This window comes from Cytobacillus spartinae (genome assembly GCF_042865285.1).
Classification (GTDB): Bacteria; Bacillota; Bacilli; order Bacillales; family Cytobacillaceae; genus Robertmurraya_A; species Robertmurraya_A spartinae.
On sequence record NZ_JBIACK010000003.1, the window covers coordinates 63,057 to 81,612 of the forward strand.

The following is an 18,556-nucleotide window of genomic DNA, read 5'->3' on the forward strand; positions in this document are numbered from 1 at the left end:
GCTATTAAAAATGGATTAATTCGCGTGGTTGTATAGTATCCACTTTCCACAAACCTACTTTTCCCGTTGAAACGGCGACGGCTCCACTTTCTAAGGCAAGGTTTATCTGTTCCTGATCTTTGATTAATCCACCTGTTATGATAGGGATTTTGGTTTGTTGGTGAATATCGCGAATTACATTAGGGATTACTCCAGGCATTACTTCTAGGAAGTCCGGTTTACTGTCATTAATTTGCTCAATTCCATTTATAAGAGCTTCTGAATCTACTAAAAAGAGTCGTTGAATCGTTAATAACCCTACTTTGTTGGCTAATTGTATAAGTGAACTTTTTGTACTCACAATTCCTGTTGGCTTCACATAATTGGCCATAAACTTTAGTCCTTCACGATCACAGCTAATTCCACCAATCTTTTCTAGATGAAGGAATACATATCGGTCATTTCGTTTTATTTCATCTACATATCGCTTAATCACGCTAATATTCCCTGTTAGTAGAATCGCAATTTTAAGTTCTGATTTTAAGAATTGATCCAAGCTTTTAGGATCTCTTATTGCGGCTATCTTTCTTGTTTCACATAAAGACTTATAAAATGCCTGCTTGTCCATATAACGCTTCCTTCCCTCATGGCAAAACAAAAAACCATAAAAAAGAACAAGTGTATATCATCCACACACCTAGCTGTTTTTTATGGTTTCTCAATTCTACCTGGTCTCTATTCACTTTTACTAAACCCATCTTATCTATTAATCTTTAATACGGTATTAACATAATGTTGAATAATTGTTAATTATTGTAACAATTATGTAAATAGTGCTTATCCTGTCTCGCGAAAAAAAAGAGCAGCATCTCTGCTGCTTTCCCTACTTGCATAAATGTTGGATGATCCATGCCACAATATCCTCGTACACTTCTTCACGATTGGTTTCATTTAACATTTCGTGTCGTCCCTCTTCATAAAACTTATACGTAACATCCTTCAGACCAGCCTCTTTGAATGCATGATAAGTACTGAGCACTCCCTTTGTATGATTCCCAATAGGGTCCTTTGCCCCTGATAATAGAAAGATTGGCAGTTCTTTCGGGATTCTTCTAATGTTATCTTTTCTATTAATCAGCTCTAGTCCATCAAACAAATCTCTAAAAAATCCTGCTGTAAAGACTCCTCCGCAAAGTGGATCCTCCATATATTTATCTACTTCTATTGTGTCTCTGGTTAGCCAGTCAAATTCCGTTCGATTGGGTCGAAAAGATTTATTGTTACTCCCAAAGGTGAGTTTATTTAAGAGAGGACTTGGAGTTTCTCTCCCATGCTTTTTAATCTCCCGAGAGGCAATCACTCTACCGATTTTCCCCAAAATTCCTGGGTCTCCACCTGTCCCTGATAAAATAACACCCGCTATTCTCTCTCCATATAATTGAATATACCTTCTTGCAAGAAATGAACCCATACTATGTCCAAAGAGGATAACAGGTACCTCCGGATAATCCTTTTCAATGATATCTGTTAAGTTGGACATATCCTCTACTACAAAATGAAATCCCTCTTTGTCTGCAAAATAACCTGGACGATTTCTTTCTTGTCCCGTTCTACCATGACCCCGGTGATCATTCCCATAAACAAAAATTTGCTTTGAAAGGAGATACTTAGCAAATGCGTCATATCGCTCAATATGCTCTGCCATTCCGTGAGCAATTTGTACGATCACTTTAGGTTTTACCGTAGGTTCTCCAATCCACTTCTTTGCATGAATTTTTTCTCCATCAGTAGCCAGGTAAGTAAAGTCCAAATCAATCATCCCCTTTTTTTGAAACCGCTTACTTTATTCTCTCAGCGATACACTCTATATTTCAAGTATGAATCAAAGGTTTTTTCATAGGTTTCTACATTTTCTTTTAATCCATGACTTAAAGACCAGTCCATAGTAATTCATTTGTAACAAAACCGACATGAATCGTTCAACAAACGTTCATTCTTTAGACCTATATCTTTGCTTAACCTAAATTAAACTTAAATTAATACATTTATACACTGATTAACTACTTATTTCCTTTAGGCCCTATTTTTGAAAGGAGTGTTTTCAAGAATTATGCAGCAGGAATTAAAGCTCACATTTAATGATTTAGAGGTGTTTAGTTATTTAAGGTCAGGAATAGGATCGTATCTTTCAGATTTCATCCCAGCTGATCCAATATTTGTTGAAATTGCATTTAACGAGGCCGTTAATAATGCAATAAAACATAGTAAAAATAATGACGATCCAACGGTCACGATTAAATTAAAAGCTGAGAAGGGAAAGCGCTTACTCATTCGAATTAAGGATAAAGGTAAAGGCTTTGCAGTTGAAGATACTTTTGCAAGGCTTGATAAGGCTTATCACGCTGATGTACCATCCGATGTTCTAATGAAGGAATCTGGTAGAGGGCTTATGATTATGAACCAGGTTATGGATAAAGTGGTTTATAACCAACAAGGCAATGAAGTACTACTAATGAAAAGGCTTTAACCTTTAACAATTAAGAAAGGAAGGCCTTTGATGAACATTCAAAACCTTAGTTTAAATTTTAAACTAGGAATTATTTTTACTATATCTATATCATTAAACTTTATTGGATTTGCTGTCATGTTGGACTTTATAAATGATCATAAAAGAGATGGACATCTTATTAATCTAGCTAACTCTCAATTATCCCTTTCTCAGCAATTTGTTTACGAAACTATTCTTATTGCAGAGGGACAGGAATCCATTAAAGAAAAACTTACTACTACCGCCAATCGTTTTGAAGAAAACCAAAATAAATTGATTGATGATATTTCTAATACGAAAGATCGTCAGCTACAAACACAAACAGTCATCGTCATGAATCAATGGCAAGGGTTTAGAGGCCAGGTAGATATCCTTCTCTCCGGAAGTGGTCATCAAACGTTAAGCCCCGTTGCCTATATTCAGGGATATCATACTTCATTATTACCGGAGATTAATAGAGTCATTTCATTATTAGAAGAAAACTCAGAAAAAAAGGTAGAAATGATTTATTCCCATCAAATTCTAATTATGCTTGTTAATTTAAGCACCTTCTTATTTGGGCTTTGGGCTAGTAAAAACCATATCGTTGCTCCTCTTACGGAAGTCATTGAAAAAATGAATATGGTTTCAAAAGGGAATGTTCATGTAAAAAAAATTGAAGTTGAACGCCAGGATGAGGTTGGGCAACTCTCTAATTCCTTTAATGTAATGATTTCCACACTAAAGCATTTAGTGACCACAGGTAAAATGCAAAAAGATTTCCTGCCTTCAGATATTTCTAATGAACTTTATGAGGTCAAAACGATTTATCGTCCCTCTGAGTATGTTAGTGGAGATTTTTATAATTACATCTGGATGAAGGAAGAGAATCGATTATATGGATATTTAATCGATGTGATGGGACATGGATTAGGAACCGCCCTTCAAGCATCCAAGTTACATGTTCTTTTTCAACAAGCTACTTCTAAAAGGAATCTTTCTTTAGCCGAGAAAGTTAAATGGGTCAATGAACAATCCGTAGACATTTTTTCAGATGACACATTTGGGACAGGAATGTGCTTTGAATTTGATTTTAATCAAAAAAAGCTGACGTATTGTTCATGTGGAATTAATTACTTAATGGCTAAAACAACAACGTACGACGGCTTGATTAAGACTAAAGGAGCTTTGCTTGGGATTTTAAAAACGATGGATTTTCACCAAGAAACGATTGAGTTTACATCAGGGGATCACTTTTACTTTTTAACCGATGGTCTCTTGGATACTTTAGATGTGAATTTAATCGATTTCAACCTTGGCTTTGAGTCTGTTTTTACCATCCTTCAAAAAGAAGCCGAAAGTGAAACTGTAAAAGATGATGCTTCGGCTATATGCCTGAAAGTACTATAAGGATTATTTCAGAATTATAGACAGTGCTTATTACTTTGTCATTATATTAATCATGTTTCTTCATCAAGAGAAGATACACTAAGCGGAGGGGATTATCTTGAAATTTAAACTAAAGGGGAAATTGATTACAAGTTATATCGTACTTATATCTATTCCATTATTGGTTTTAGCTGTTCTTTCTTATAATATGACTGCGAAATCAATAGAGAAAACGATTGAAAAACAAGTCGATGAAACGACGAAATTAACAGCTGAGTCCATTAATCAAACATTAGATACCACTAAAAGTATTTTAACTCTCTTAAGTCATACACCTGTAATACTTAATGTTTCAGAATCACCGGATGACCAAAAGATCAGTCAAGAAGCTTTTGATTATCTTAAAACTTCAAAAGCAGATAATGGTTCTTTACTAGAGAGTCTTATTATTACAGATACGAAGGGAATCGGTTTTTTAACTGATACAGAGAGCAATGCCTCTTTGGATCTCACTGAAAGAGACTATGTGAAAGAAGCACTGACAGGAAAGCTTGCAGTTAGCGGTGTCATAACTTCTAAGATTTCTAATGAACCCGTTATTGCAATAGCTGCTCCAATTGTTAAAGACAATATGATATATGGCTTGCTTATTGGAACAATAAATTTTAGTAGTATCACTAAGAATGTTGAAGCTATAAAAATTGGTACGTCAGGCTATGGATACATGATTGATCAAAGTGGAATGCTCATCTCTCACCCGGTAAAAGAGAAAATCTTAACAGAAAACCTCTCAGAAACTAGTAGCAGCGAGCTAAACGCATTAGTAGGAAAAATGAAGGCCGGTGAAATAGGTCATGGTTTCTACACTTATGAGGGGGTTTACAAGTACTCATCTTACCACCCTGCTGGAAATGGCTGGACAGTAGCAGCAACTGCTGACTTTGATGATTATATGTCCACTGCTTATAAGATTAGAAATAATTCCATTATTATTACTATCGCTTCACTAATTGTTGCACTTACGATTTCATATTTTATTGCTGTGAGTATTATTAAGCCTATTCGAAAAATGCAGCATGCCATGGAGCTTGCGGGTAACGGAGATCTCTCTATAAAAACAAACATTCAATCAAAGGACGAGCTTGGTGATTTGAGCAACTCGTTTAATTCTATGATCGCTAATCAATTAGGCATTATTAAACAAGTAAAATCTGCTTCAGAGGAGCTTGCTGCTTCTTCAGAAGAAATGGCTGCTTCCACAGAGGAGGTTACAACAGCTTCTAACGAGGTAGCGTTAAATACTCAGCAATTAGCTCAAGATGCTGAAGCAGGAAATCAACATGTGCTAGAGGCTTCTCAAGCATTACTAGAATTGTCTTCCTTAATTCAAATTGCTAAAAACAAAGCCACTACAGCTGACGAGCATTCCCAAGTGACATTTGCCTCTGCCAACGAGGGGAAAGAAACGGTCATTAACGTTATTCATAAAATGGAAAATATTAAACAAAGAACAGAAGAAACAAAGAATCATATCTCTACTTTAGAAAAATATACAACTGAAATTTCCGTTATCACAGACACGATTACACAGATTGCTGACCAAACAAATCTATTAGCACTGAATGCTGCCATTGAAGCAGCTCGTGCTGGAGAAGCAGGAAAAGGCTTCGCGGTAGTTGCGGATGAAGTCCGTAAGCTAGCGGAACAATCGAATAAAGGTGCTACGGAGGTTGCTGCTCTTGTTAAAAAGATTACCGAAACAACCGTTAATACGGTTGTAGCTACAGAACACAACCGTACGGAAGTAGATGAAGGTGTGATAGCTGTAAAGAGAGCTGGCGATGCATTAGAAAAAATCGTATTAGCTGTTCAAAATACTGTAAAAGAAGTTACCGGAATTGTTACGGTAACGGACAATGAAGTAGCTACTTCTGAGAAAATTGTGGAACTTATTAATTCTTTAGCATCCTTTATTGAAAACACCGCTGCAAATGCAGAAGAGGTATCTGCTTCTACAGAAGAAACATCAGCTGCTATGGAAACCATTGCGGCCACGACGGAACAGGTTAACGCAATGGCCCTTGAGCTAAAAGGATCAATTGAAAAGTTTAAACTAGAAGATGGAGAGGACGCATAACCATGAAAAAAGAAATTTCCGTTCAAGACAACCAAGTAATCGTCAGATTGTCAGATTCCATTTATGTAGAAGAAGCCTCTACTTTACGAGATAGTGTACTATCCTACATTGATAAAGGATACTCGAACTTCTTATTGGATTTAACCAACTTACGTTATATTGATAGCTCGGGTCTAGGAGTACTGATTGCCATTCAAAAAAGAACGGCTCAACAAAACGGAACCCTAGTCATAAAAGGACTTAACGGAGCTGTTAAGGAGCTGTTTGAACTAACGCGTTTAACACAGGTGTTTGATATTCAATAGCGATAAGCTGCAAGGTATAATTCCTTGCAGCTTTTTCTTTTGCTTTTACCTTTTAAGGAATTCATGATATGTTAAATAATGGGTGATTCATTTGGAATACATGTTTCTTTATCTAATGGTCGGTGCGATTCTGGCTTTCGTTATCCAAAGCAAGATGATTAACCGGTGGATAAAAGGATTAATTAGTACGTATTATCTGGTGATTACGTTTGTATTTATTAATGGTAGGAGAAATATTGAAGAACAGTATTACGCTGTACCAGTTCCTGATGAATACTGGGATCGGAACTCAGGGTGGGTGTATTTTATCGATGGATTTTTCTTTTGGCCATTAATAGCCATCCTTCTGTTTTCTTATGTAAAATGGATTTTGAACAGTAAAGATACATTCAAAAGGGTATGGATCATCATTAGCATCCTTCCGGTAGGCGGAATTCTGCTCTTCTGCGCATTTTTGTTTGGATTTGGTTACGGATACAGACCTTAATGAGGCTGTGTCTTTTTTTAAAGCTGTTTTCGCATAGTTTGTTGCTATTCGTAATTGTCTCAAACACTTTTTCTATGCTGCTTCGTGGCATCTTTTCTCCTCAATACAAAGAAAACAGCACTATAATCGGTTTAGGAAACAGTTCAAAGTATTTATATTGCAACGAAGTTTACGAAAAGAGCCTTTTTTAAATAGTTGGATAGGGGCCTACATACATATGAAAAACAAAAATAGAAATATCCTCTTGCTAATCGGTATCATCTTTGTTGCCTTTAATTTAAGACCTTCTATTACATCCGTCGGTCCAGTCATTCGCTTTATTCGTGAAGATACTGGAATTTCTAACAGTTTAGTAGGGTTGCTAACGACACTTCCACTTGTAGCCTTTGCCCTACTCTCCCCTCTTGCTCCAAAAATTGCGAAAAAACTTGGAATGGAGCGAACGGTTTTAGTTGCGCTTTTTGTATTAGCTATAGGAATTTTTATTCGCTCGATTGATTTTCTAATATTATTATTTGTTGGTACTGGGTTAATGGGGATAGGAATTGCCATTTGCAATGTGTTGCTTCCAGGGATTGTAAAACAAAATTTTCCTACAAAAGTTGGGATGATGACCGGTTTATATACCGTATCATTGGCCATATGTGCAGGAATTGCACCTGGGATTAGTGTACCTCTTTCACAGAGCCTTGGAATGGGCTGGAAAGCCTCCCTGGGTGTATGGGTTTTTCCTGTTGTAGTAGCTATAGTAATTTGGATTCCACAGATTATAAAGAAAAATTCCGGAAGGCAAAAAACCAGATTAACTGTTACTAACGGTGATTCACTATGGAAATCTCCACTAGCTTGGCAGGTTACCCTATTTATGGGTCTGCAATCGACGGTTTATTTCTGCTTCGTTGCTTGGCTTCCAGAGATATTAAGTGGACACGGAATTAGCATGACGACTGCTGGGTGGATGGTATCCTTGCTTCAGTTTTCAGGTCTCCCAGTGAATATCCTAATTCCTATTCTTGCTGATCGACTTCCTAATCAGAGAGCCCTTGCATTCTGGATTGGAACGGTTTGCTGCTTAGGCTTACTAGGGATTTTACTTGGAGGAAATATGATCATCTTAACTGCGAGTATTATCTTAATTGGAGCATCAACTGGAGCTGCACTAAGCCTTGCACTAACCCTTATCGGTCTACGCTCGGCAAGCTCTTCTCAAGCTTCTGACCTTTCTGGAATGGCTCAATCCATTGGATACCTTTTAGCTGCACTCGGTCCCATTGTACTCGGAGTCCTATTTGATGTTTTACAATCATGGACACTCCCACTTGTATTATTAATCGTTATTTCCATTGTCATGACCATGGCTGGTGTTGGGGCAGGAAGAAATGAGTTTGTTTTGCAAAAGTCAGAGTCTAGCAATCTGCCTATGACATAGGGTAGCCCCTTGGTAGTAAAAAAAGCGATTGGGTTTTGTTCCCAAACCGCTTTTTTTGGCACTATTAGTTTTTAAAGCCTGTATAAATGTGAATGGCATCTCTGAGGAATTCTGCTGTACCGGGCTGCTCCTTATCGTAGTAAGCAGTAAATCTCTCATCATCTACATACATTTGAGCAAGACCCGCATGTGCCTCTTTACTATACTCAGTCCAGTATTGTGAGATCCACTGTCTATGGAGATCAGCCGCTTCCTGAGCTAGGCTACTTCCCGGATCTCCTGTCACAAAAGCTTCTGCTAACCTTTCATGTATTTTATTAGCTAGTTCCGTCGCCTTATCAAATTGCTCCTTAGACATGTTCTTCATTTTCGCATTAGACTGGTCAACTTTCTCGTTTCCATACTTCTCTCTAATTTCTTTCCCATATTTTTGTTCATTATCTTCTATTAACTTCTGTTTGAATCCTTCAAACTTTTCTTGATCACTCATCGTTATTCTCCCTTCTGATGAAGCTATTGTCTTTTCTACATTTTCAATGAGTAAATTAAGCTGTTCCCTTTTCTGAAGCAGCTCTTTTCGATGTTCCTGGAGGGCATTTACTCGATCAAAGGAGGGTTCCGTGATGATTTTTTGAATACTATCAAGACTAACACCTAATTCTCGATAAAATAGAATTTGCTGCAAACGGTCCACTTCTGCTTCTCCGTATACTCGATACCCTGATGAGTTGATTCTCGCCGGCTTGAGAAGTCCAATCTCATCATAATATCGAAGGGTTCGTGCACTAACCCCAGCTAATTTTGCTAACTTTTGAACGGTGTATTCCATGTGTTTCCCCTCCTCTTAATTAGTAGGATAAACGTTGACGTTGCGTGAAGGTCAATGGGGTTTTGATATTTTTTTGTTTTATTTTTTTAGATATGTATTTGTAGTGAATATTGGAGTTTAACCCTCGTATTTTGTCGAATAATCGATATATCTTGAAATTCGTGCATATATTTAGGAATTTGTTACATATAATTTCTTTTTTGTTACATATATGTTCAAATTCGTGCATTTCCCAAGAATTTTTGCAATTTATAGAAGGATTTCAATATCAGATTAACGAATATCTACTAAAAATTCAGATTGGAGTGATGTAAATGATTATAAAACCAAAGAGAGTTCCACTTTTTTTAAGGAAATTAAGAGCCCTTCAAAAAAGACTCCCTCAAAATCATCCAAAACTGCCACTTATTTTAGAAGAACTCAGCAAAAGAGAAGCTGGTTATAAAGGTGAATCATCATTAGATTACCACCTAAGCTTCTTAGACCCAAATCAATACTTTATTTTCCACGATTTACGCCTTCGCTTTCAGACTCACTATTTCCAGATGGATATTCTAATAGTATCAAGAAGCTTTATCGTTATATTAGAGGTAAAGAACATCGCAGGCTCACTATTCTTTGATACAATTTTCAACCAACTTATTCGAACAAAGGACGGTGTTGAAACAGCATTTCAAGATCCTTTAATCCAAATTCAGCGCCAGGAATCAAATCTAAAGAACTGGCTTTTAAATAAGCAAATCCCCGATATGCCAATTTTCTCTCTAGTCGTCATTAGTAATCCTCATACCATCATTCGTACTCCACCAAAATATCATTATCTTAATTACAAAATAATTCGCCCAGAAATAATTTCCAATAAAATCAACCACTTTGAAATCACTTCTGAGGAAGTCATTCTAACAGAAAAAGAGCTAAAAAAATTGGCAAAAATGATTAACAAGGAGGATACTGTTTTAGATTCTCCAATATTAGAAAGATTTCAAATTGATTCCTCCGAGCTAAGAAAAGGTGTTTTCTGCAATAGTTGTGGATTTCTCCCTATGATCAGAACACATGGTAGTTGGTATTGTCCAAGCTGCAAAACATACTGTAAAAACGGACATTTACAAGCTCTGAATGACTATCGACTACTTGTAAGTAATGAAATAACAAATATGGAGATGAGAAAATTCTTAATAATCTCATCTCGTGCTAACACCACAAGATTGCTACAATCAATGAACCTATCCTTTATTGGAAATAATAAAGGACGTATCTACCAACTCCCCTACTTCAATGACTCCAAATAAAAAGAAGCCCACCCGGACTTCTACTCATACTTCCTATCTTCCTCCAACAACCCTTGAGACCACTGTTCTTTTGGTAATGGAGTGACAATCTCGATTAGGTTTCCTTCTGGGTCGCGAAGGTGAGCGGTTCGGATCCCCCACTCTGGTCGATCATTTACTTCAGCCACTAAGGAAACGCCCTTTGCCCTAAGCCTACCAACAACTGCTTCCATATCATCAGTTCTAAAAATTAGCGCAAAGCGGTCTTGAGCTTCTACATTCGAAGGGAGATGCTCTGTCCCTAAGGTTTCAGCCATTTCGTCCTTGCTAAAAATTGCAAAGGATCCACCGTCTTCTGCTTCAAAGCTAGCATAGCCACCGCCTAATTCTCCCCATGAAACACGGAACTCGAGAATATCCCTATAAAATAAAAAGCATTCATCAAAGTTTGTAACTAACAGACGAACATTATCCAGCTTTAGCATGAGGAGTCCCCTATTCTATGTATTGTTTTCGAACTCTAGAATTCTTTCCCGAACAAATGCCGGAACGGGTTGAGATTTTTTCGTATGAGGGTTATAACTTACATAAATAATTTCCGCTAGTAAAAGTGGATCTGTCTCACCCTCCCGAGTAATTTTGAAGTTCATCGTCATACTCGAACTTCCAATTTTACTTACACGACACCAGATTGTTAACCAATCATTCAACTGTGCAGACCTTTTGTACTCCAAAGTGGACTTTGCTAGTACAAAGTCAAACTTCCCTTCCTCTGCAAGCTTCACAATATCAAACTGCAACCCCTCTTGGAAATACTCTGATACTGCTGCATCTATATACGTTAAGTAATGGGCATTAAAAACGATTTTTTGCCCGTCGATTTCTGAATAACGAACTTTAAGCTGATGACTAAAACGGTAAGTATCTTCCACTTTCCCACCTCACTTTTTATCACTATTATAAATTATTCTAACTTTTCAGACAACTAACCTCATTCGAAAAAAAGCCCCTTCTATACGAAGAGACTTGGTCAATCGTTGCCCATAGCACCTTTGACATCATATAGACTTAGATCTAGTTCTGTATCTAAACCCAACGAGAGTTTTGCAAATTCCGAACCAAGATAAGGACCACTTGTTAACCCGGAAGCACCTAGACCATTTGCTACTAGCAGATTTTCTACCTCTGGAACAGCTCCGATTACAGGTAAAAAGCCCGGCGTAAACGGTCGGAATCCTACTCTTGTTTCAAGTAGGGTACTATCAGATAATCCTGGTGCAACCTCTAACGCTTTACTTAAAATCCCACTGACTCCTCCTGCTGTAACTCTAGTGTCAAACCCCTTTTCATCCTCATGCGTTGAACCTACTACCACTCTTCCCTCATCAAACGCAAGGATATATTGATTATTAGGAGGCATGACAACTGGCCACTTGCTCGTATCCATCTTTTCTATTTCAAGGTGAATAATTTGTGCTTTTTGTGGATTCACCTTAAAGTGAACTCCTAACGGCTCCAATAGTTCTTTGGACCATGCACCGCCCGTAACAAGAACCTTTTCTGCTACAAACTTCCGGTCATTTACTGAAACACCGATTACATTTTTTCCCTCAAGCAAGAGATTTGCATCCCCCTGAATGAAGGTTGCTCCATGCTTGATTGCCGATCGAACAAGGGCATCGCGAAGAGATCTTCCATTTACCCGGGCACCCCCACTCACGTAAACAGAGCCAAACTCCTCTGATAATGGCGGAAATAGCTCTTTCGTTTCCATCGGGGTAAGTATTTTAACCTCTCCAATTTCAGGTGCGTCTTCACGTCTTTTTATGGCTCGTTCCGCCATTTTCTCTAATTTGTCTGTATCGGTAAGAAGACTTATTGCCCCCACTCGCCTATAACCAGTTTCCGTTTCACCGTCTTCTTCTAACTGCTTTATTAATACTGGATAGTATCTTGCTCCACCTTTTACTAATTCGTACCACGCTTTGTTACGTCGCTGTGAAATCCATGGACAAACAATCCCGGCTGCGGCATCTGTAGCCTGTCCACGATCTTGGCGGTCAACAAGAGTTACACGAACTCCAGACTTCGCTAGATGGTACGCAGTAGACGCACCTAGAATTCCTGCTCCAACTACAATCATATGTTTCATTCATAACACCTATTTCTTTTTCTATTCATGTTAAGTCTACACAAACTTATAAGGAAAGAAAAACTCTACTAAGAGAAATGTATAAAATTCTTTTCTAAAATGTTTAACAAGTCTATTAAAAGGTATACAAATAATAGAACGTTACAATTACAAGGAGGAGTTAAGATGAAAAAAGCAACAAAACTTTTAGCACCTACTCTAGCACTTGGAATGGTTTTTGGAGCAAGTAGCTTTTCTGCCAATGCCGAGACAGTAACGATTGAATCTGGCGACACGCTCTGGGGTATTGCTCAAGAACATAATGTCACAGTAGATGAATTAATGTCTATGAATAGTGACTTAGATCCTCGTGCTATACCAGCTGGTACTGAAATTCAAATTAGTGAAAGCAAAAATAATGATAATGAGAATGTAGTTAGGCACGTTATTCAGCCTGGAAATACACTAAATGATATTGCGGCAATTTATGAGGGAGTTTCAGTAGATGATTTATATGCATTAAATCCAGATATTGACCCTTACGCATTGGTAGTTGGTGATGAAATCGTAGTGGTGGACTATACTAGAGAATCTACTAACGACCCTAATGTTGTGTATCATACCGTACAACCTGGAAATACTTTTTACAATATAGCTAGTGTCTATGATGGTGTAACGGTGAACGATTTAATAGAAGCTAATCCAAATGTAGATATTTACTCATTAACCATTGGCTCAGAGATTGTTATTCCACTAGAGTAATTCTATTAAAATCCTGTATCTTTGATACAGGATTTTTTCATGTAAAGGCTTCTTTCGTAAACTTTGTTGCTATTTAAGTACTTTAAACTGCTTTTAAACGGATTATGGTGCTGTTTTCTTTATTTCGGGAAGAAAAAAAGTCACGGAGCAGCTTAGAATCCGTGTTGAAGACACTATACGAATAGCCGCAATTTATTCGAAAACAGCCTATGTAAAAAAAACTTTCATTTAGAATCTCGAAATATATCAAGTATTAACAATTTATGTTAATATAGATTAGCTAGAATCATATTGTTTTAATATTAGGAGGAACGGACTTATATGGATTTATTATCATCTGGCGCATTGATTGCTCTATTAAAAATCATTGCGATTGATATTATCCTTTCAGGGGACAACGCCATTGTTATTGCGATGGCAACGAGAAATCTACCGAAGGATCTTCAACACAAAGCGATTCTTTGGGGAACTGCTGGAGCTGTCTTTTTACGTATTTTCTTTGCAATGATTATTGTTTATTTGTTAAAAATACCTTTTGTAACGCTAATAGGTGGCGTTTTACTATTATGGATTGCATATAAGGTACTTGTCCAGGGTGAAGAGGAAACAAATATTGAGTCTCATAGTGGATTAAAGCAAGCGATTTGGACAATCGTTCTTGCTGATGCAGTTATGAGCCTTGATAACGTTGTTGCTGTAGCAGGTGCTGCTCACGGTCATATCGGGATGATTGCACTTGGAGTATTTATTAGTATTCCTATCATGATTTTCGGTTCAAAGTTTATTGTAAGAATGCTAGAGAAATATCGTTGGATTGGATATGTTGGATCAGGGATTCTAGCTTTTACTGCCGGTGAAATGATTATGGGTGAAGAAAAATTATTACACCTTCTAGGCATCTCACATGGACCAATTACTTATTTGATTATATCTGTGTTAACAATTGCTGTATTACTAGTTGGATATCTATCAAATAAAAAATCTGCGGTGGTTCATGAAGAAACTCAACAGCAACAAGCTCAGTAAAGTTTTAAAAGTGCTTAGTCATCTAAGCACTTTTTTTACACTTTAACAGCCCTTTTTTTTAGCTACAGTAAAACTAAACTAGCTATCACTTATCCTTAATACCCAATCAACAGCCTCTTCCAAGTTCTCCGCCACAAAGTCGGGGGCAATCTCGCTCCATTTTCCGTAATATTCATCATTCCTGTATCTTTCATATGTTACTGTTCCTACTCCGGTCTTGACTAATACTTTCAAACAACCGGCTTCATTGGCAGCAAGTAAATCAGTCCACCTATCCCCTATTACGACGCAGTTCCTCAAGTCTAACTTATATTCTCTAGCAGCTTTCTCTAACATTCCTGCAGATGGTTTTCTACAGGCGCACCCCTCATGATGCTGGTGAGGGCAAAGGTACACGCCATCAAAACCAAACGCTACTAATTCTCTTTCAAAGTCCTCCCTTTTAGCTTCTCCTTTCGATATGACAGGTTGATTGGTAAACGAGAAAACAAGCTTTCCGGCACCTTTTAATTGATTAATAGATGCCTTAGTAAATGAGAAAATCTGAAACTCACCTGGAAGAATGACCTCTTCATTGCCACCGATTGTTCCATCACGGTCTATAAATACTGCTTGAATAGAATTCACCATACTTTCCACCTCATAACTACGTTTATTCTAGATTCTCTAAAAAAATCCCCCTTTCTATGTTTAAAATAAAGTGCGAAACTTAATTTAACTATTAATGGAACCATATTCCATACGTAATCGTCTAACGTTTGGAATGGAGGGAATTGAATGTATATAGAAAAGAGTAAAGATTATTCATCTTCAAACAAAGTAACTCTTTTACCAAAGGAGGAACAGCTCGTTTGGCTAATGGAGGAATATGGGGATATGGTCATACGACTAGCTTATACGTACGTTAAACAGCAGCAACTAGCAGAAGATATATCCCAAGAAGTTTTCATCAGTTGTTATCAAAATTTGAATCGATTTCAGAATAGATCTACTTATAAAACATGGTTGTATCGAATTACAGTCAATAAGTGCAAGGATTACTTAAAAAGCTGGTCTTTTAAAAATATCCAATACAAGGACATCATAAGTTCATTTTTAATGAGTACTACTCCTTCAGCAGATTCAGCCTTTATATATTTGGAAGAGAAAGAAGATCTATTTGAAAAGGTATTAACTCTCCCGGTTAAATTTAGGGAGATCATTATTCTTCATTACTATGAAGATCTTTCAGTCAATGACATATCTGAACTGCTGGGCCTTAATTTAAATACAGTTAAGACGAGGCTTCATCGAGCAGACATTCATTAAAATTGACTTTTGAGGAGGACCTTCTTTATGAAAGATAAACTTAAATATCCTGAAAAAATTAACAGCCTTCATTTTAAAGAGAAAAATAAAGAGAACGTTTTAAACGCTGTTCGAAATGAAGTTTCTGAACAAAAAGGGATTAAGACACACTCCTTTTTTCGTAGAAAGAAAATAGCTTATTCAAGTATTGCTGCAATTGCATTATTTGCTCTATTTATAGGCGCCTCCTATTTTTCACCTGCAATGGCAAAGGTCACTGCAAAAATTCCTTACTTTAGCCTTTTCATCAAACAGGAGGAATACAAATATGCGGTAGATGTAGTCATAACCAATGTAATAAATGATCATAAATACAAAGTCCGTGATTTAGAAACTTCGGTTAATAAAAGAGAAATTACGCTTGAGATTGTTGGAACTAAGAGAGAGATTAAGCAACTGGAAGACGAAGTGATTCATAATATTAATGAAGCCTTAGTTGCTAATAATTTTGGGAAATTTAATATTGCTGTAAAAAAATATGATGGACCTGTTCAAGTACCATATGAATATACAGAAGAAGATAAGAAAAATATCAAAGATACCGAGGAACTACAAAGTAAGCTTAGCAAATTATTAGAGAAAGAAAATTACGTTATGGCCTTCCCAATGGAAGTAAGAATTAATAGTATTGAAAACTATATCTTTGTTGCGATACCAAAAACAGAAAAAAGAATCGATGAGTTAGAAGAATTGTTACTAACGACATCCAAAGAATATGGAGATGATTTTAAGCTAGACATTCGAAGAATCGATATGGAAGCTCGCGCTCAAGAGGAAAGATGGGATAAAACTGGGGTTATTCATATTATTAGCTCAGGACTAATGCAGAACGAGAGCTTTAAAGTAACGGGGTTCTCATACTCCTTCCATCCCCTTCCGCTACAAATTAAAATCAAGACATCTGTAAAAGCTTCAGACCCAGAAGCGAAAGAGTTGGTCGAACGAATTGAAGAGGAGATTCATGAATTCATACAAAATGATGAGAAAAATAAAGACATACGTAACGATCCTTATGAGGTAAAGATTTATAGTAAGGATAAGAAGAGAATAAATTAGACTACGGTGACAAGCACATCGACCAGTGTGCTTGTTTTTTTAATACGGTTATATCTTATAATGACTAAAAAAGGAGGTATTTCGTTTGCTAAAAAAAATTCACATTACATACCATAAATCGTGACCAAATGATCGAAGTGACCCAACAGGTTCAAGATTTTGTTTCTGAGTATCAAATAAAGAGTGGTGCAGTCATTGTATACTGTCCTCACACAACCGCTGGAATCACCATCAATGAAAATGCTGATCCAGATGTAAAGCGAGACATGCTAAGAAGGTTTGACGAGGTATACCCTTGGGATCATGAACTAGATCGACATATGGAAGGAAATACAGCTGCACATATGAAAGCAAGTACGGTCGGGGCATCCCAACATATAATTGTTACAGACGGTAGATTATTGCTAGGGACCTGGCAGGGAGTGTATTTCTGTGAATTTGATGGTCCTCGAACTCGTAGCTTTTATGTGAAACTTACATAGGTTTTAACTCCTACCTCACTACAAGTGGGGTTTTTGTTTTGCTGAAGCATAATAATTGGAATCCACTTCAATTTTTTGTAAAATAAGAACATATATTATTTAGAAAACCGAAATAATTAGACAGGTTTTAGCCAAAAAAAGAGGGGATTTTAAAATGAGTGCACCATTAGTAAAAGAAGCACCTCAATTTAATGCGAATAAAGAAAGAATATGGACACGGGATTTTGTCCTGATCTGTTTGTCTAACTTTTTTATTTTCTTAGGATTCCAGATGACACTGCCAACAATTCCTCTTTTTGTCGAACAATTAGGAGGCAATGATCAATTAATAGGTGTGGTTGTCGGGATCTTTACGTTTTCTGCATTATTGATAAGACCATATGCTGGCCACGCGCTAGAATCCAGAGGGAGAAAATTTATCTATTTACTCGGGCTCGGAATATTTGTTATTTCAGTTGGCTCATTTGGGGTAGCAGCAAGTCTGGTCTTTCTATTTATGATGAGGATTGTCCAAGGAGTAGGTTGGGGACTTTCCACGACAGCTTCTGGAACTATTGCAACAGATTTAATTCCGCCTTCAAGAAGAGGTGAAGGCATGGGATATTATGGCTTGTCAGGAACATTGGCTTTAGCATTTGGTCCATCACTTGGGCTAGCTCTAACTGGGTATATTTCGTTCACACAATTATTTATCATTTGTGCAGCATTAGGATTAATGGCATTGTTTTTATCATCAAGGATACGTTTCCAAAAGACTGAGAAAAAAGAAACAACACAAAAAAAGAAATGGGACATTTATGAGAAATCAGCCCTCCCTCCTTCTATTCTGTTATTTTTTATTACCGTAACCTTTGGTGGGATTGCTTCCTTTTTGCCCCTATTTACAGCGCAAAAAGGAATCGAAGGAATAGAGTGGTATTTCTTTTTATTCGCTATTAGCTTAATGGCTTCAAGGCCGTTCGCTGGTAAGATGTATGATCAAAAAGGACATAAAGTGGTTTTTCCTTTTGGAGCAATATGTATTTTTATAGCTATGATCCTTCTAGCCTGGATTCCAAACAGCTTCGTTTTATACATAGCAGCAGTCTTATACGGTCTCGGCTTTGGTTCTGTTCAACCAGCCTTACAAGCATGGTCCGTCCAATCTGCTTCCATGAATCGTAGAGGAATGGCAAACGCGACTTTCTTTTCTTTCTTTGATCTTGGGGTTGGTGTTGGTGCAATAGTATTTGGGCAAATTGGCTATTGGTTTGGGTATAGTAGCATCTACATGACAGCTGCAGCATCTGTGTCTATATCCATTGTCCTCTACTATACAACTCTAGGAAAGAATCGGTTAAAGGCACAAAGTTAGATAAAACTACAAGAGAACCCCTAGGCAACTTAAGCCTAGGGGTTC

The 18,556-nt window shown here is 37.2% G+C and carries 20 protein-coding genes; 13 read left to right on the top strand and 7 right to left on the bottom strand.

Annotation, left to right across the window (positions count from 1 at the left end):
• Positions 1 to 4: 4 nt before the first annotated feature.
• Together ACFYKX_RS08280 and ACFYKX_RS08285 are read right to left on the bottom strand one after the other, a co-directional pair.
• A complete protein-coding gene (locus ACFYKX_RS08280) occupies positions 5 to 607 on the bottom strand; it encodes a glycerol-3-phosphate responsive antiterminator (RefSeq protein WP_389359960.1) in 603 nt (200 codons plus the stop codon).
• Between the two features lie 255 nt (positions 608 to 862).
• Entirely contained in the window at positions 863 to 1,798 is a 936-nt protein-coding gene (locus ACFYKX_RS08285) for an alpha/beta hydrolase (protein ID WP_389359962.1), read from the bottom strand.
• A gap of 291 nt (positions 1,799 to 2,089) precedes the next feature.
• On the opposite strand from ACFYKX_RS08285, the gene ACFYKX_RS08290 reads away from it, so the two are divergent.
• The 6 genes from ACFYKX_RS08290 to ACFYKX_RS08315 all read left to right on the top strand — a co-directional run bounded on the left by ACFYKX_RS08290 (position 2,090) and on the right by ACFYKX_RS08315 (position 8,253).
• Complete coding sequence (locus tag ACFYKX_RS08290; RefSeq protein ID WP_389359964.1) at positions 2,090 to 2,506, top strand: ATP-binding protein; 417 nt, start codon at positions 2,090 to 2,092, stop codon at positions 2,504 to 2,506.
• A gap of 30 nt (positions 2,507 to 2,536) precedes the next feature.
• Positions 2,537 to 3,916 carry a SpoIIE family protein phosphatase gene (locus tag ACFYKX_RS08295; protein ID WP_389359966.1) on the top strand — a complete coding sequence of 460 codons (1,380 nt, stop codon included), beginning with the start codon at positions 2,537 to 2,539 and terminating at the stop codon, positions 3,914 to 3,916.
• A 97-nt stretch (positions 3,917 to 4,013) separates the two neighbouring features.
• Complete coding sequence (locus tag ACFYKX_RS08300) at positions 4,014 to 6,032, top strand: methyl-accepting chemotaxis protein (protein WP_389359968.1); 2,019 nt, start codon at positions 4,014 to 4,016, stop codon at positions 6,030 to 6,032.
• Positions 6,033 to 6,034: 2 nt separating this feature from the next.
• Positions 6,035 to 6,337 carry an STAS domain-containing protein gene (locus ACFYKX_RS08305; RefSeq protein WP_389359970.1) on the top strand — a complete coding sequence of 101 codons (303 nt, stop codon included), beginning with the start codon at positions 6,035 to 6,037 and terminating at the stop codon, positions 6,335 to 6,337.
• Positions 6,338 to 6,428: 91 nt separating this feature from the next.
• Positions 6,429 to 6,824 (top strand): hypothetical protein, encoded by a 396-nt coding sequence (locus tag ACFYKX_RS08310; RefSeq protein ID WP_389359972.1) that lies wholly within the window; start codon positions 6,429 to 6,431, stop codon positions 6,822 to 6,824.
• Between the two features lie 217 nt (positions 6,825 to 7,041).
• A complete protein-coding gene (locus ACFYKX_RS08315) occupies positions 7,042 to 8,253 on the top strand; it encodes a CynX/NimT family MFS transporter (RefSeq protein WP_389359974.1) in 1,212 nt (403 codons plus the stop codon).
• A gap of 64 nt (positions 8,254 to 8,317) precedes the next feature.
• Here ACFYKX_RS08315 and ACFYKX_RS08320 read toward each other — a convergent pair whose 3' ends face one another.
• On the bottom strand, positions 8,318 to 9,082 hold the full coding sequence (locus tag ACFYKX_RS08320; RefSeq protein WP_389359976.1) for a MerR family transcriptional regulator: 765 nt from the start codon (positions 9,080 to 9,082) through the stop codon (positions 8,318 to 8,320).
• A gap of 314 nt (positions 9,083 to 9,396) precedes the next feature.
• Between ACFYKX_RS08320 and ACFYKX_RS08325 the strand changes: the two genes are divergently transcribed.
• Complete coding sequence (locus tag ACFYKX_RS08325; protein ID WP_389359978.1) at positions 9,397 to 10,374, top strand: nuclease-related domain-containing protein; 978 nt, start codon at positions 9,397 to 9,399, stop codon at positions 10,372 to 10,374.
• A 20-nt stretch (positions 10,375 to 10,394) separates the two neighbouring features.
• Here the strand turns inward: ACFYKX_RS08325 and ACFYKX_RS08330 are convergent, their stop codons facing one another.
• The 3 genes from ACFYKX_RS08330 to ACFYKX_RS08340 form a co-directional block, all read right to left on the bottom strand.
• Complete coding sequence (locus tag ACFYKX_RS08330) at positions 10,395 to 10,838, bottom strand: VOC family protein (protein ID WP_389359980.1); 444 nt, start codon at positions 10,836 to 10,838, stop codon at positions 10,395 to 10,397.
• Positions 10,839 to 10,853: 15 nt separating this feature from the next.
• The gene (locus ACFYKX_RS08335) at positions 10,854 to 11,285 is read right to left on the bottom strand and encodes an acyl-CoA thioesterase (RefSeq protein WP_389359982.1); all 432 of its coding nucleotides are present in this window, start codon (positions 11,283 to 11,285) and stop codon (positions 10,854 to 10,856) included.
• Positions 11,286 to 11,383: 98 nt separating this feature from the next.
• Complete coding sequence (locus tag ACFYKX_RS08340) at positions 11,384 to 12,505, bottom strand: NAD(P)/FAD-dependent oxidoreductase (RefSeq protein WP_389359984.1); 1,122 nt, start codon at positions 12,503 to 12,505, stop codon at positions 11,384 to 11,386.
• A 165-nt stretch (positions 12,506 to 12,670) separates the two neighbouring features.
• Here ACFYKX_RS08340 and ACFYKX_RS08345 point away from each other — a divergent pair, with 165 nt between their 5' ends.
• Complete coding sequence (locus ACFYKX_RS08345; RefSeq protein WP_389359986.1) at positions 12,671 to 13,246, top strand: LysM peptidoglycan-binding domain-containing protein; 576 nt, start codon at positions 12,671 to 12,673, stop codon at positions 13,244 to 13,246.
• 321 nt (positions 13,247 to 13,567) lie between these two features.
• On the top strand, positions 13,568 to 14,272 hold the full coding sequence (locus tag ACFYKX_RS08350; protein WP_389359988.1) for a TerC family protein: 705 nt from the start codon (positions 13,568 to 13,570) through the stop codon (positions 14,270 to 14,272).
• A gap of 78 nt (positions 14,273 to 14,350) precedes the next feature.
• On the opposite strand, the gene ACFYKX_RS08355 is transcribed toward ACFYKX_RS08350, so the two are convergent.
• Positions 14,351 to 14,902 carry an HAD-IIIA family hydrolase gene (locus ACFYKX_RS08355; RefSeq protein WP_389359990.1) on the bottom strand — a complete coding sequence of 184 codons (552 nt, stop codon included), beginning with the start codon at positions 14,900 to 14,902 and terminating at the stop codon, positions 14,351 to 14,353.
• A 147-nt stretch (positions 14,903 to 15,049) separates the two neighbouring features.
• On the opposite strand from ACFYKX_RS08355, the gene ACFYKX_RS08360 reads away from it, so the two are divergent.
• From ACFYKX_RS08360 to ACFYKX_RS08375, 4 genes are all read left to right on the top strand, one after another.
• Positions 15,050 to 15,580, top strand: a complete 531-nt coding sequence (locus ACFYKX_RS08360) for a sigma-70 family RNA polymerase sigma factor (RefSeq protein ID WP_389359992.1) — start codon at positions 15,050 to 15,052, stop codon at positions 15,578 to 15,580.
• 27 nt (positions 15,581 to 15,607) lie between these two features.
• Complete coding sequence (locus ACFYKX_RS08365) at positions 15,608 to 16,675, top strand: DUF4030 domain-containing protein (RefSeq protein ID WP_389359994.1); 1,068 nt, start codon at positions 15,608 to 15,610, stop codon at positions 16,673 to 16,675.
• Between the two features lie 128 nt (positions 16,676 to 16,803).
• On the top strand, positions 16,804 to 17,157 hold the full coding sequence (locus ACFYKX_RS08370; RefSeq protein WP_389359996.1) for a secondary thiamine-phosphate synthase enzyme YjbQ: 354 nt from the start codon (positions 16,804 to 16,806) through the stop codon (positions 17,155 to 17,157).
• Between the two features lie 154 nt (positions 17,158 to 17,311).
• Complete coding sequence (locus tag ACFYKX_RS08375) at positions 17,312 to 18,511, top strand: MFS transporter (protein WP_389359998.1); 1,200 nt, start codon at positions 17,312 to 17,314, stop codon at positions 18,509 to 18,511.
• The last annotated feature ends 45 nt before the right edge of the window (positions 18,512 to 18,556 follow it).

Bases quoted from the DNA above. Each gene is read 5' to 3' on its own strand.
- ACFYKX_RS08360 (WP_389359992.1), top strand. From the start codon at position 15,050: ATGTATATAGAAAAGAGTAAAGATTATTCATCTTCAAACAAAGTAACT.
- ACFYKX_RS08345 (WP_389359986.1), top strand. From the start codon at position 12,671: ATGAAAAAAGCAACAAAACTTTTAGCACCTACTCTAGCACTTGGAATG.
- ACFYKX_RS08375 (WP_389359998.1), top strand. From the start codon at position 17,312: ATGAGTGCACCATTAGTAAAAGAAGCACCTCAATTTAATGCGAATAAA.
- ACFYKX_RS08355 (WP_389359990.1), bottom strand. From the start codon at position 14,902: ATGGTGAATTCTATTCAAGCAGTATTTATAGACCGTGATGGAACAATC.
- ACFYKX_RS08315 (WP_389359974.1), top strand. From the start codon at position 7,042: ATGAAAAACAAAAATAGAAATATCCTCTTGCTAATCGGTATCATCTTT.
- ACFYKX_RS08330 (WP_389359980.1), bottom strand. From the start codon at position 10,838: ATGCTAAAGCTGGATAATGTTCGTCTGTTAGTTACAAACTTTGATGAA.
- ACFYKX_RS08325 (WP_389359978.1), top strand. From the start codon at position 9,397: ATGATTATAAAACCAAAGAGAGTTCCACTTTTTTTAAGGAAATTAAGA.
- ACFYKX_RS08350 (WP_389359988.1), top strand. From the start codon at position 13,568: ATGGATTTATTATCATCTGGCGCATTGATTGCTCTATTAAAAATCATT.
- ACFYKX_RS08280 (WP_389359960.1), bottom strand. From the start codon at position 607: ATGGACAAGCAGGCATTTTATAAGTCTTTATGTGAAACAAGAAAGATA.
- ACFYKX_RS08305 (WP_389359970.1), top strand. From the start codon at position 6,035: ATGAAAAAAGAAATTTCCGTTCAAGACAACCAAGTAATCGTCAGATTG.
- ACFYKX_RS08370 (WP_389359996.1), top strand. From the start codon at position 16,804: ATGATCGAAGTGACCCAACAGGTTCAAGATTTTGTTTCTGAGTATCAA.
- ACFYKX_RS08295 (WP_389359966.1), top strand. From the start codon at position 2,537: ATGAACATTCAAAACCTTAGTTTAAATTTTAAACTAGGAATTATTTTT.
- ACFYKX_RS08365 (WP_389359994.1), top strand. From the start codon at position 15,608: ATGAAAGATAAACTTAAATATCCTGAAAAAATTAACAGCCTTCATTTT.
- ACFYKX_RS08320 (WP_389359976.1), bottom strand. From the start codon at position 9,082: ATGGAATACACCGTTCAAAAGTTAGCAAAATTAGCTGGGGTTAGTGCA.
- ACFYKX_RS08285 (WP_389359962.1), bottom strand. From the start codon at position 1,798: ATGATTGATTTGGACTTTACTTACCTGGCTACTGATGGAGAAAAAATT.
- ACFYKX_RS08290 (WP_389359964.1), top strand. From the start codon at position 2,090: ATGCAGCAGGAATTAAAGCTCACATTTAATGATTTAGAGGTGTTTAGT.
- ACFYKX_RS08340 (WP_389359984.1), bottom strand. From the start codon at position 12,505: ATGAAACATATGATTGTAGTTGGAGCAGGAATTCTAGGTGCGTCTACT.